Raw genomic sequence first — 13,068 nt, forward strand, 5'->3', positions numbered from 1 at the left:
CCGTACCCCAAACCGACACAGGTGGTTAGGTAGAGAATACCAAGGCGCTTGAGAGAACTCGGGTGAAGGAACTAGGCAAAATGGCACCGTAACTTCGGGAGAAGGTGCGCCGGCGAGGGTGAAGGACTTGCTCCGTAAGCTCATGCCGGTCGAAGATACCAGGCCGCTGCGACTGTTTATTAAAAACACAGCACTCTGCAAACACGAAAGTGGACGTATAGGGTGTGACGCCTGCCCGGTGCCGGAAGGTTAATTGATGGGGTTAGCGCAAGCGAAGCTCTTGATCGAAGCCCCGGTAAACGGCGGCCGTAACTATAACGGTCCTAAGGTAGCGAAATTCCTTGTCGGGTAAGTTCCGACCTGCACGAATGGCGTAACGATGGCGGCGCTGTCTCCACCCGAGACTCAGTGAAATTGAAATCGCTGTGAAGATGCAGTGTATCCGCGGCTAGACGGAAAGACCCCGTGAACCTTTACTATAGCTTTGCACTGGACTTTGAATTTGCTTGTGTAGGATAGGTGGGAGGCTTTGAAGTGGGGACGCCAGTTCTCATGGAGCCATCCTTGAAATACCACCCTGGCAACTTTGAGGTTCTAACTCAGGTCCGTTATCCGGATCGAGGACAGTGTATGGTGGGTAGTTTGACTGGGGCGGTCTCCTCCCAAAGAGTAACGGAGGAGTACGAAGGTGCGCTCAGACCGGTCGGAAATCGGTCGTAGAGTATAAAGGCAAAAGCGCGCTTGACTGCGAGACAAACACGTCGAGCAGGTACGAAAGTAGGTCTTAGTGATCCGGTGGTTCTGTATGGAAGGGCCATCGCTCAACGGATAAAAGGTACTCCGGGGATAACAGGCTGATACCGCCCAAGAGTTCATATCGACGGCGGTGTTTGGCACCTCGATGTCGGCTCATCACATCCTGGGGCTGAAGCCGGTCCCAAGGGTATGGCTGTTCGCCATTTAAAGTGGTACGCGAGCTGGGTTTAGAACGTCGTGAGACAGTTCGGTCCCTATCTGCCGTGGACGTTTGAGATTTGAGAGGGGCTGCTCCTAGTACGAGAGGACCGGAGTGGACGAACCTCTGGTGTTCCGGTTGTCACGCCAGTGGCATTGCCGGGTAGCTATGTTCGGAAGAGATAACCGCTGAAAGCATCTAAGCGGGAAACTTGCCTCAAGATGAGATCTCACTGGGATCTTGAATCCCCTAAAGGGCCGTCGAAGACTACGACGTTGATAGGTTGGGTGTGTAAGCGCTGTGAGGCGTTGAGCTAACCAATACTAATTGCCCGTGAGGCTTGACCATATAACACCCAAGCAATTTGCTGACGCAGATTGCGGTGGTGAAGACGAAAGACCCGAAAATTCGTAAGACCACAAATTAAACGCAGCACCCATCACATATCCGGATTCGCTGGGCTGTCCATCTGGACATTCTGGCTACAGAATTTCTTGACGACCATAGAGCATTGGAACCACCTGATCCCATCCCGAACTCAGCAGTGAAACGATGCATCGCCGATGGTAGTGTGGGGTTTCCCCATGTGAGAGTAGGTCATCGTCAAGATTCATTTCGCAAAACCCCTATCTGCACATGCAGGTAGGGGTTTTGTCTTTGTGGCCTGAAAACCATGCCACCCGCAGTCCCCTGTAGGAGCGGCTGCATAACCCCAAAACGAAAATGAAATAAGCGTCATTTATGTCTGAAGAATCGCAGGGCAATGCTACGCTCGCGGAAATACCCTGCACGGATACCTACCATGGAAATGAACTGGCACCAGGCCTTGCAAGAGAGCCTGAGCTGGCTGGCAATCGCCTCGTTCATCACGCTTATCGGTTTCACGGCCGCCGCCCTACTGGCCGTACGTTACACCCGCTGGGGCAGCCAGTTCTGGCAGCTTGCCGGGCCCTACTTCAATTTCAGGCGCAGCTGGCGACCGTTGCTGGTGTTTGCCCTGCTGCTTGTGCTGACGCTGTTCTCAGTCCGCCTCAATGTGCTGTTCTCGTTCTGGTACAACGGCTTCTATAGCGCATTGCAGGGCCTTGACCAAGCCGCCTTCTGGTACCTGCTCGGGGTGTTCGCGATACTGGCTACCATTCACGTGTTGCGCTCCCTGTTCACCTTTTATGTCACCCAAGCGTTCAGCATCAAGTGGCGCGAGTGGTTGACCGAGCGCCTCACCCACGACTGGATGCACGGTGACGCCTACTACCGTGGCCAGTTCCTCGCCGAGCCCGTGGACAACCCTGACCAGCGGATCGAGCTGGACGTCAACGCCTTTGTCAGCAACTCGGTTAGCCTGGCCCTGGGTGCGGTCAGTGCTTTGGTCTCGCTGGTGGCATTCACCGGTATTCTGTGGGGGCTGTCGGCCCCCCTGGCGGTTGGCGGGGTGGAGATACCCCGGGCGATGGTGTTTGCCGTATACCTGTATGTCATCGTGGCTACCTGGATCGCCTTCCGTCTCGGCCGCCCACTGATCCGCCTGAACTTCCTCAACGAAAAACTCACCGCCAACTTCCGCTACGCGCTGATGCGTCTGCGTGAGAATGCCGAGAACATCGCTTTCTACCAAGGTGCTCAGGTCGAGCGGGGCACTTTGCTGGGCCGCTTTGCTGCGTTGATTGTGAATGCCTGGGCGCTGGTGTTCCGGAACCTCAAGTTCAGTGGTTTCAACCTGGGCGTCAGCCAGGTTGCCGTGGTGTTCCCTTTCATTCTTCAGGCACCACGCTTTTTCAGTGGGGCGATCAAGCTGGGGGATGTCATGCAGACTTCCCAGGCGTTTGGCCAGGTGCAGGATTCGCTGTCGTTCTTCCGTGAATCGTATGATGCATTCGCCCAGTACCGCGCCACCCTCGATCGTCTGACGGGCTTCCTGGATGCCAATCAGCAAGCGAGTGCCTTGCCCAGGGTGTTCACCGAGCAACAGGCACATGTGCTGCAGATCGCTCGCCTGCAGGTGTTGCGCCCGGACGGTCATGCCCTTATCTCCGACCTTGAGCTGAGCCTGCATGCCGGTCAGGCACTATTGATCAAAGGGCCATCGGGCAGCGGCAAGACCACGCTGCTACGTGCCTTGGCCGGCCTTTGGCCGTATGCCGATGGTGAGGTCAGGCGGCCAATGGGTCATCAGGCCTTGTTCTTGTCACAGCGCCCGTACCTGCCGTTGGGTGACTTGCGTACCGTCATTGCTTATCCGGCAGCCGGCAAGCCGGAGGATGAAGGGCGAATGCAGCAGGCGCTGCGCCAGGTCAACCTGGCCCACCTGGCCGAACGCCTTGATATCAACCGCGACTGGTCACACATCCTCTCCGTAGGTGAGCAGCAACGCCTGGCGTTCGCCAGGGTGCTGTTCAACCGGCCGCAGGTGGTGTTCCTCGACGAGTCGACCTCGGCGATGGATGAAGGGCTTGAGCACGCCTTGTACTCGCTGCTGCGTACGGAGTTGCCGAGTGCACTGCTGGTCAGTGTCGGGCACCGTAGCACGCTGGCAGGGTTCCATACCCATCGACTGGAGGTGGATGGGCAGGGCGGTTGGTCGTTGCTGGAGCAAGAGCCAGCGCTGGCGTAGCGTCTCGATGGGAAGCAAAGGCAGGCTGGTAGGGCTCAGCGCAACAGCGTAAGCCCCACCAGCGTGGCGCTTGCTACCCCTGCCTGTCTGCCCCCGCAAAGCAGCCGATGCATTGCACCCGCCACCACGTGCAGCCTTGGCGAGATCGCCGGGCTGCTGATCGGGGTGATCTTCGGCCCCCTGTCGACTTGGTCACGGCAACGGCTCTATCCCGCGGGTCCAGCAAAGTTCCGTTACAAACATGTAAACTTCGTAAATAAGATTTACTCGCATTTGAAGCTCCCTATATTTACCTCCCCTGTTGGCCGCCAGATTGTATTTGCGGGCCGGTGGGCGATGGCTCCCGGTTCGTGACAAGGATGTGCCTTTTCGCTCATGAATCGCAGGAGATGTACCATGCAGCACAGAACTTCACCTAATAGCCTGGCCCTGGCGTTCGTCGCGCTGGCGTCACCGGCCATGATGGCCACTGCGGCGGACGCCGAAGATCAGCATGGGGGTGAAGTGCTGGAAGTACCGCTGGCCGACAACGCTCTGGTGATCGAGAACACCTTGGTCACTGCCGAACGCGAGGCCCGCCAGGCCTTGGGTTCGTCAATCATCACCGCCGAAGACATCAAGCGCCACCCACCGGCCAATGACCTGTCCGATATCATCCGCCGTGAGCCCGGCGTCAACCTCACCGGTAACAGCGCCAGTGGCGCCCGGGGCAACAACCGCCAGATCGACCTGCGCGGCATGGGCCCGGAAAACACCCTTATCCTCATCGACGGTAAGCCGTCCAGCGCGCGCAACGCTGTGCGCTACGGCTGGAACGGCGACCGTGATACCCGTGGCGAAACCAACTGGGTGCCGGCCGAAGCGGTCGAGCGCATCGAGATCCTCCGTGGCCCGGCCGCTGCACGCTATGGTTCCGGCGCCATGGGCGGGGTGGTCAATATCATCACCAAGCGCCCCACCGATGCGCTCAAAGGCAGTGTCAGCCTGTACACCCAAATGCCCGAAGACAGCGCCGAAGGCGCCAGCCGCCGCGCCAACTTCAACCTTGGCGGTGGCCTTACCGACAACCTCGGCTTCCGCTTGTACGGAGGCTTGGCCAAGACCGACGCCGATGATCTGGACATCAACGCCGGCCACGCCACCAGTGCCCTGGTAGCAGGCCGTGAAGGGGTGCGCAACAAGGACATCAATGGCCTGCTGAGCTGGAAACTGAACGATGAGCACCGCCTGGAAGCCAGCGCCGGCTACAGTCGCCAGGGCAATATCTTTGCCGGCGACACCATGAACAGCAACGGCGGGGGTGACGTCGACTTCGTTTCCAGCCTTTACGGTCACGAAACCAACGTGATGCAGCGCAGCACCTACGACCTGACCCACCTGGGGGATTTCACCTGGGGTACCAGCAAGACCACGCTGGCCTACGAATACGTACGCAACTGGCGCCTCAATGAGGGCCTGGCCGGGCGTACCGAAGGCGCGCCCAGCGACGAGGGAGGGGCGATGTCGCGCCTGCGCAATACGCGCCTGAGCAGCGAGGTGAACCTGCCATTTGCCATGGGCAGCGCCGAGCATGTGCTGACACTCGGTGGCGAGTACCTGTACGAAGCCCTCAATGACCAGGGCTCGCTGCGCCCACAAAGCTCCGACCCCACCAGCACTGGCGGGCTGGTGGGTTTTGATCGCAGCAGCTCGAAGATGACGGCACGCAGCTACGCGGTATTTGTCGAGGACAACATCATCGTTGGCGATACCACCCTTACTCCGGGCCTGCGTTTCGACCACCACGAAACCTTCGGCGACAACTTCAGCCCCAGCTTCAACCTGTCTCACAAACTGACCGAAGCTCTGTCGGTAAAGGGCGGCATTGCCCGAGCCTACAAGGTGCCGAACCTGTACCAGTCCAACCCCAATTACCTGCTGTACAGCCGTGGCAATGGCTGCAGCGTGCAGCAGACCAATAACGGTGGCTGCTACCTGCAGGGGAACGCCGACCTCAAGCCCGAGATCAGCGTCAACAAGGAAATCGGCCTGCTCTACGACCGTGGCAGCTGGCGCACCAGTGCCACCTACTTCCGCAACGACTACAAGAACAAGATCATCGGTGACACCGATGTGCTGTACACCATTGGCACCGGTAGCCGCGTGACCCAGTGGGACAACGCCGGCAAAGCGCGGGTGGAAGGTGTAGAAGGCAACTTCTTCATCGAGCTGAGTCCGACCCTGGACTGGAACACCAACCTGACCTGGATGCTCGACAACGACAACCGCGAGACCGGCGAGCCGCTGTCAGTGATCCCGGAATACACCGTCAACACCACCCTTGACTGGCGCGCTACCGAACAGCTGTCGTTCCAGGTGGCGGGGACCTGGTTCGGCAAGCAGAAATCGCCGACCTACAACTACCGCACCGAGCAGGACTACGACGAGACCGCTCAGGAAGATGTAGAGGCCTATGGCCTGGTGGACGTGAGCGCCGGGTACAAGTTCAACGCCAACTACGACGTACGGGTTGGGGTGAACAACGTGTTCGACAAGCAGATCCTGCGTGGCGGCAACGCCAGCACCTCGGGGGCCAATACCTATAACCAGCCGGGCAGGGCGGTGTTTGCTGCGCTGAATATCAACTTCTGATCCGAGGGCCGCATAGCAGCTGCGGCCTCATCACCGGACTTCAAGGAACCTCCGATGATCAAAGCCCCTGCCTGGCTACAGATCCTCTCCCGCAGTTGCGCGGCGTTGCTCGGCGGCTATGCCTTCAGCTATGCCGCCAGCGCCTGCCTGGCCCGCATCCTGCCGCTGCCCGCCAGCGATGCGGTCATCGTCGCGACCCTGCCGGCCTTCATTTTCTACACCGTCGCCATGCTCTGGGCCTTTGCCTGCCGTGATGCGCTGCGCGCCTGGGCGCCGCTTGCCTTGGCTGCACCCTTGAGCCTGGTCGGCTTCTGGCCACAAGCGCTGGGGTGGCTGGCATGAAGCATACCGTCACCCAGTCGATGGCCTGGCTGCACACCTGGGCCGGGCTGATCTTCGGCTGGCTGCTGTTCGCCATCTTCGTCACCGGTACGCTGGCGGTGTTCGACAAGGAACTCAACCACTGGATGCAACCGGAAATTCCGGCTACCCAGGTAACCCAGGCCGATGCTGCCCGGCGCGCCATCGCCTACCTGCAGGCGCACGAGCCGCAAGCCGGCAACTGGAACATCAGCCTGCCGAGCGAACGCTCGCCCGGGTTGCGCGTGTCTACCGGAGAGCGGCGCCATGGCGGGGGTGTGCAGCTCGACCCTGGCACCGGCGCGGCGATCGACGTGCGCGACAGTGTCGGCGGCAACTTCTTCTTCCGCTTCCACTTCACCCTCGACCTGCCACGCAACTGGGGCATTTTCGTGGTCGGCGCGCTGGCCCTGGTGATGCTGGCTGCGCTGGTCAGCGGCATTATCGTCCACAAGAAGATCTTCAAGGAATTCTTCACCTTCCGGCCCAACAAAGGCCAGCGCTCGTGGCTGGATTTCCATAACGCCAGCGCAGTGCTGTTGCTGCCGTTCCACCTGATGATCACCTACACCGGCCTGGTGATCTTCATGCTGGTCTACATCCCGGCCGGGGTCGATGCGCTGTTCGATGGCGACAGCCGCGCCTACTTCCAGGCGCAGGGCAATACCCGCCTGGAGCAGCCTCGTGGTCTGGCCAGGCACCCCGCTGGGCTGGTCGATGTGGCGCCGCTGCTGGCCCTGGCCGAGGCCCGGCTGGGGCCACTCGCCGGTTTGAACATTCGCAACCCCAACACCGCAGCGGCGCGTATCGAGATCCGCCCTGGGCTAGGCAACCGTATTGCCCTGGCCAAGGGCCAGGCCATGGTCTTCGATGGCGTCAGCGGGCAACTGCTTCGTGACGTGCCGGAGTGGCGTGCGGTACCCCTTACCCAGCGGGTGATGGTCGGCCTGCACTTCGCCCAGTTTGGTGGCTACCCGCTGCGTTGGCTGTATTTCATCTGTGGGCTGGTCAGCTGCCTGATGATCGCCAGCGGCCTTGTGCTGTTCTGCGTGAAGCGCGGGCGTAAATACGCCACTGATACCGCCGAGCCTTCAGCGCGCCGGGGGTACCGCTTGGCCGAGGTGTGTAACGTCGGCTTTATCAGCGGTTTGCTGCTGGCATGTGTGGGGCTGCTGTGGGTCAACCGCCTGTTGCCGGTGGAGTTGCTGCAGCGGGAGAGCTGGGAGGTGCGCGCATTCTTTGGAATCTGGTTGCTGGCGCTGCTGCATGCGGGTGTCAGGCCGGCGCGCCGGGCGTGGGTCGAGCAACTGCTGCTGACGGCGTTGCTGTGCATTGGCTTGGGGGCATTCGGCGGCCTGGACGACCCGATGCGCCTGGGGGTTGTGGCGTGTGCGCTGGCACTGGGGGCGTTGCTTGGGCTGGTGGCCTGGCGGGTTCGGCAAGCACAACCGGCACCCCACAAGGCCAGGGCAGGGCGGCGGATGGAGGCCGGGGCATGATGATGTGGATTACAGGCGGGATGTTGTTTGCCTACGCCGGAATGCTTGGGCTGTGCCAAGGGCTGGAGCGGCATTACCAGCACGTCTGGAATCGGGCCTGCCCACGCCTGCTGCGGGTCGTCCTGCGTGGGGCCGGGTGGCTTGCCTTGCTGGTCAGCCTGGTGCTGTGTGCCCAGGCGTGGGGTTGGGCTATGGGGCCTGTGGCCTGCCTAGGGGCGATATCGCTGGCGGGGATGCTGCTGGTAATGCTACTGCCGTACTGGCCGAAGCTGGCGGTGGGGCTGGTGCTGGCGCTGCCAGTGTGGGGGGCGGTAATGATGCTCGGCTGAGCTGGGTGCATCGCCGGCAAGCCAGCCCCCGCTGGGCTACCGCAGCCCTTCAGGCTTGTGAAGTGCCTGTGGCAGCTGGCTCGGCAATGGGGCCGATGCGTTCAGCCCGCTACCACCTTGGCAAACGCTGTGCGAAAGCGTTGCATATCTTGGTCATTGCCCACACTCACCCGCACCCAGTTGGGCCAGCTGGGCCAGATCCGCCCGACCAGCACACCTTCCCTGGCGAGGCGCTCGACTACCGGCTGCCCAGGCCCGCGCATATCGATCATGAAACAGTTGGTCTGCGACGCTGTACAGCGCCAGCCGCGTTCGGCCAACCAGGCAACGGTCTGTTCGCGCAGATGGGCGTTGGCGGCCTTGCGCTGAGCCACCAGCTGGCGGTCCTGCAGGCTCGCCAGGCCAGCCAGCAAGGTAGGCGCCGGGGCGACGTTCTCGCCGTCATACGCTTCCAGCCGCTTCAGTAGCGGCGCCTGGCCGATCGCCAGGCCCAGGCGCGCGCCCGCCATGCCGTACAGTTTGGAAAAAGTCTGCAACACCAGGAGTTCGGGGTTTTCCCTCACCAGGTCGATACAGCTTTGCGCATCGCTGAAATGAATGTAGGCCTCGTCCACCACCACCACACTACCTGTCGGCTTGCGCGCAAGCAGGCGCTCGATGTCCTGACGCGGGGTAAGCGTGCCAGTGGGGTTGTTGGGGTTGCACAGGTAGATCAGCCCGGGTGCGCGGTCAGCCGCCAGCATGGCGTCGATGTCGTGGGCGTGGCGGGCGGTCAGGGCAACCCGGTGCACTTGGCTACCTCGCCCGCTGGCCGCCTCGGCTGGCGCTTCGTAGGAGGGTTCGGGCACCACCAGACTGCGAGGTCCGGTAAAAGCCATTACCGCGTGCTGCAGCGCCAGTTTCGAGCCGCAGAACACTTGCACCTGGTCCGACGCCAGGCCGTGCTTGGCGGCGAACGTGTCGATCAATTGGTATTGCGCTTCGTAGGGGTAGCGCCCGCACTGGTCAATGCCTTCGCGCATCGCTTCGCATGCTGCGGGGCTCGGCCCCCAAGGGCTTTCATTGTAGTTGATGCGTACTGGGCCGCTGTCGGCGGCCGGAGAGGGTGGTGCAGCGTTGGCCCAGTTGATCTGCCCGAGCAGCGGCAAGGCCATGCCCAGGCCCACCAGCGAGCGACGTGTCATATCGGTCATGCGTCGACGTCCCTGTTGTGATTGGTCACTTCTGGGACGAAACGGAAGTGCAGTAATTCATGGTGGCAGATCGCCGTAATGGCTGTCATCAATCGATATTGTTGCAGCCAAACGCGTTGCGGCATGCTAAACCATGCGCCCCAGCCTGCTGCGAGAAACGCCTGGTGAAAGCTATCCGCCTGACCCTGATCTGCCATGCCCTGACCCAGGCTCAGAAGACCGGGCGCCTGCATTGCGTGGACGATGTCATCCTGCCGCTGGCGTGTCCGCCCGCTGCCAGTCTGCCTGCCCTGCAAATGCTGACGGCGCCAGAGCGCCGTGCCCGCGAGACGGCAGCTTGCTTGTCAGGCACGGTAGAGGTCGAGCCAGCATTGGCTGACTGCGACCTGGGGCATTGGCAAGGTTTGTCGTTGAAGCAGCTGCAAGCCGAGCACACGCAGGCGTTGGCAGAATGGCTGCAGGACCCGGCCAGCGTGGTGCATGGAGGGGAGTCGTTTGCCGCGCTTTGCATGCGCATGGCCGCCTGGCTGGCGGCCTTCGACAGGCCGGGTGAGTGGCTGGCGGTGACTCACCCGATGGTCATGCGTGCGATGCTGGTGCAGCTATTGGGTTGCCCGATGGAAGCCAGTCAGCGTATCGACGTGTTGCCGCTGTCACGCCTGGAGTTGAGCTTTACCGGGCAGTGGCGGCTGCGCCTTGGCTGACGGTCAGAACCCCAGCTTGTACCCGATCAGCAGCAGCATAGTAGCCAGGCATGGGCGCAGTACGCGGTCGGAGATACGCCCCGTCAGGTGGCTGCCCAGATAAATGCCCGGCAGCGAACCCAGCAGCAGGTAGCCCAGCAGCGACCAGTCCATGTTGCCCATGCCGGCATGGCCCAGGCCTGCTACCAGGGTAAGCGGCACGGCGTGGGCTATTTCGGTACCGACCAGGCGGCGAGTAACCAGGAATGGGTACAGCAGGAACAACGCCACGGTACCCAGGGCACCAGCACCGATGGAGGTCAGGGTAACCATCACGCCCAGCACTACGCCTGTCAGCACAGTCAGGGTGTTCAGGCTGCGGTCGCTGAGGTGGTAGTGATCACCGGCGTGGCGGTTGGCGAAAGCCTGCAGGCGCGATTTGAACAAGATGGCCAGCGCGGTCAGGATCAGCACTACCGCCAGGCCTTGCTTGATGATCGCGTTGAGCGCCGAGGTGTCGGTATGCAGGGTGCTGAGGAACCACAGGGTCAGCGCCGCGGCAGGTACGCTACCCAGGCTGAGCAGCCCGGTGATCTTCCAGTCGATGTTCTTGTTGCGCGCATGCACCCAGACGCCACTGGCCTTGGTGATGGCGGCATACAGCAGGTCGGTGCCGACAGCGGTAGCCGGGTTGATGCCGAACCACAACAGGATCGGGGTCATCAGCGAACCGCCGCCGACGCCGGTCATGCCGACGATGAAACCCACGACCAGTCCCGCAATGGTAAAACCAAAAGAACCTACATCCATACGCTACTCGACTGCCCAACTTTGCCCGTTATCGGATACAGCCAGCATATAGATTTTTTTATAGCCAAATAGACTTGTTCGTTATTAGGTTATAACCGTCGATGGATCAAAAAGCATCCCGTAAGCGCGGCGTCGCCTTGCGATTTCAACGCGCCGTCATCGCCCCTCTCACCTGTGCGTCGCTACCTTCCCCGCACAGGGGCAAGCCTGATCCCGGGCACGCTGGTACACGAACGCCCACGTTCAACCGTGGCTTCGGCGCTGGTGTTGGGAGGCTGTGGAAGTCGAAGTGCGGGCGTGCGTGGGCGAAGCCTGAAGCCCTGTAGGGGAGGCCTTGCGCCAGGGTCGGGCCGCATGGCGGCACCGGCGATTTTTGCTGCGCAGCTGAGAACCTTGGGGCCGCAGTGTGACCCAAGGCCATTCTTGCAACTAAACCGCGCAGGCCAGCGGATGCCTGCGCGGTTTTGACGATCACTTGATCAGCGGCACGCCACTCAGCTTTTGCAGCTCATCAAAGTCGATATCTGCACAGATCTCGACCACTTTCAGCCCTTCAGCCGTCACTTCCAGCACGGCAAGGTCGGTGTAGATACGGCTGACGCAACCGATGCCAGTCAGCGGGTAGGTGCACTCAGGCACCAGCTTGCTTTCACCCGTCTTGGTCAAATGGTCCATCATCACGAACACCTGGCGCGCGCCAGTGGCCAAGTCCATCGCGCCACCCACGGCAGGGATGGAACCTTCGGCGCCAGTGTGCCAGTTGGCCAGGTCGCCTTTCACCGACACCTGGAATGCGCCCAGCACAGCAATGTCCAGGTGGCCGCCGCGCATCATCGAGAACGAGTCGGCATGGTGGAAGAAGGCACCCCCAGTCAGCAGGGTCACGTGCTGCTTGCCGGCGTTGATCAGGTCATCGTCTTCCTCGCCCGGCGCCGGGCTTGGGCCCATGCCCAGCAGGCCGTTCTCGCTGTGCAGGAACACTTCCTTGTCACCCAGGTAGTTGGCCACCAGGGTCGGTGCGCCAATACCCAGGTTTACGTAGGCACCTTCCTGAATGTCTGCGGCCACGCGCTGGGCCATCTCGGTGCGGGAGAGCTTTTTGGTGATGGTCATGGCAGGCCTCAGACAGCGTTGGCAAGCGAAGAAGCGCCAGCGCCGTTAACGGCGACCACGCGCTGGACGAAGATACCCGGGGTGATGATATGTTCCGGGTCCAGTTCACCGAGTTCGACAACCTGGTCGACCTGGGCGATGGCAGTCTTGGCGGCCATGGCCATGATCGGGCCGAAGTTGCGTGCGGCCTTGCGGTAGGTCAGGTTGCCCCAACGGTCACCTTTGTGGGCCTTGATCAGTGCGAAATCGGCGTGCAGCGGCATTTCCAGCACGTACATGCGGCCATCGATTTCACGGGTTTCCTTGCCTTCGGCCAGCAGCGTGCCGTAGCCGGTCGGCGAGAAGAAAGCGCCAATGCCGGAGCCCGCTGCGCGGATGCGCTCGGCCAGGTTGCCCTGGGGCACCACTTCCAGTTCGATCTTGCCGGCGCGGTACAGTTCGTCGAACACGTAGGAGTCGGACTGGCGCGGGAACGAGCAGACCACCTTGCGCACGCTGCCCGCCATCAACAGGGCGGCCAGGCCGATTTCGCCGTTGCCGGCGTTGTTGCTGATGATGGTCAGATCGCGGGCGCCGGTGGCGATCAGGCCATCGATCAGCTCGGACGGCATGCCGGCAGTGCCGAAGCCACCGACCATGATGGTCGATCCGTCGGTGATCCCTTCCACCGCGCTGGCGATGGACTCGTACGTTTTATTGATCAAGGCGAGCTCCTGGTTGTTCCTGGAGTTGTGGTTGTCGGGCTGGCCGGCGCGTGTGAAGCGATGAGGCCATTCAGCACTTGCAATTGCTTGCTGACTTTCGCTATAGCGTGCCGCAAGATAGGGCAACAGTAGAGAGGGTTTGGTGGAATTTGTGCGATTATCGAACTGTTGTGCGATCTG

The 13,068-nt window shown here is 61.4% G+C and carries 10 protein-coding genes and 2 rRNA genes; 8 read left to right on the top strand and 4 right to left on the bottom strand.

From position 1 onward, the window contains the following. The 7 genes from E8E68_RS12660 to E8E68_RS12690 all read left to right on the top strand — a co-directional run. A 23S ribosomal RNA gene (locus E8E68_RS12660) occupies nucleotides 1-1,303 on the top strand; the annotation flags it as partial. 145 nt (nucleotides 1,304-1,448) lie between these two features. Continuing rightward, a 5S ribosomal RNA gene (gene rrf / locus E8E68_RS12665) occupies nucleotides 1,449-1,564 on the top strand. A 193-nt stretch (nucleotides 1,565-1,757) separates the two neighbouring features. Further along, nucleotides 1,758-3,566 carry an ABC transporter ATP-binding protein/permease gene (locus tag E8E68_RS12670; protein WP_280341887.1) on the top strand — a complete coding sequence of 603 codons (1,809 nt, stop codon included), beginning with the start codon at nucleotides 1,758-1,760 and terminating at the stop codon, nucleotides 3,564-3,566. A gap of 396 nt (nucleotides 3,567-3,962) precedes the next feature. Beyond that, nucleotides 3,963-6,197 (top strand): TonB-dependent siderophore receptor, encoded by a 2,235-nt coding sequence (locus E8E68_RS12675; protein WP_280341890.1) that lies wholly within the window; start codon nucleotides 3,963-3,965, stop codon nucleotides 6,195-6,197. A 54-nt stretch (nucleotides 6,198-6,251) separates the two neighbouring features. Then, complete coding sequence (locus tag E8E68_RS12680; protein WP_280341893.1) at nucleotides 6,252-6,539, top strand: iron transporter; 288 nt, start codon at nucleotides 6,252-6,254, stop codon at nucleotides 6,537-6,539. Then, a complete protein-coding gene (locus E8E68_RS12685) occupies nucleotides 6,536-8,056 on the top strand; it encodes a PepSY-associated TM helix domain-containing protein (protein ID WP_280341896.1) in 1,521 nt (506 codons plus the stop codon). Before E8E68_RS12680 ends, E8E68_RS12685 begins: the two co-directional genes overlap by 4 nt. Continuing rightward, complete coding sequence (locus tag E8E68_RS12690; protein ID WP_280341899.1) at nucleotides 8,053-8,385, top strand: DUF3325 domain-containing protein; 333 nt, start codon at nucleotides 8,053-8,055, stop codon at nucleotides 8,383-8,385. The genes E8E68_RS12685 and E8E68_RS12690 overlap by 4 nt, the downstream gene beginning before the upstream one ends. A gap of 101 nt (nucleotides 8,386-8,486) precedes the next feature. On the opposite strand, the gene E8E68_RS12695 is transcribed toward E8E68_RS12690, so the two are convergent. Next, complete coding sequence (locus E8E68_RS12695; protein ID WP_266033996.1) at nucleotides 8,487-9,635, bottom strand: pyridoxal phosphate-dependent aminotransferase; 1,149 nt, start codon at nucleotides 9,633-9,635, stop codon at nucleotides 8,487-8,489. Nucleotides 9,636-9,742: 107 nt separating this feature from the next. On the opposite strand from E8E68_RS12695, the gene E8E68_RS12700 reads away from it, so the two are divergent. Next, nucleotides 9,743-10,282, top strand: a complete 540-nt coding sequence (locus E8E68_RS12700) for a histidine phosphatase family protein (RefSeq protein WP_266033977.1) — start codon at nucleotides 9,743-9,745, stop codon at nucleotides 10,280-10,282. Nucleotides 10,283-10,285: 3 nt separating this feature from the next. Here the strand turns inward: E8E68_RS12700 and E8E68_RS12705 are convergent, their stop codons facing one another. The 3 genes from E8E68_RS12705 to E8E68_RS12715 form a co-directional block, all read right to left on the bottom strand. Beyond that, the gene (locus tag E8E68_RS12705; protein ID WP_266033975.1) at nucleotides 10,286-11,071 is read right to left on the bottom strand and encodes a sulfite exporter TauE/SafE family protein; all 786 of its coding nucleotides are present in this window, start codon (nucleotides 11,069-11,071) and stop codon (nucleotides 10,286-10,288) included. Nucleotides 11,072-11,542: 471 nt separating this feature from the next. Continuing rightward, a complete protein-coding gene (locus tag E8E68_RS12710) occupies nucleotides 11,543-12,184 on the bottom strand; it encodes a 3-oxoacid CoA-transferase subunit B (protein WP_110743852.1) in 642 nt (213 codons plus the stop codon). An 8-nt stretch (nucleotides 12,185-12,192) separates the two neighbouring features. Then, nucleotides 12,193-12,888: a 3-oxoacid CoA-transferase subunit A gene (locus E8E68_RS12715; protein ID WP_110743853.1), complete on the bottom strand. Its 696-nt coding sequence runs from the start codon at nucleotides 12,886-12,888 to the stop codon at nucleotides 12,193-12,195. Between the last annotated feature and the right edge of the window lie 180 nt (nucleotides 12,889-13,068).

Origin of the sequence: Pseudomonas sp. BN607, assembly GCF_029871175.1 — a bacterium.
In the GTDB taxonomy this organism is placed as follows: domain Bacteria; phylum Pseudomonadota; class Gammaproteobacteria; order Pseudomonadales; family Pseudomonadaceae; genus Aquipseudomonas.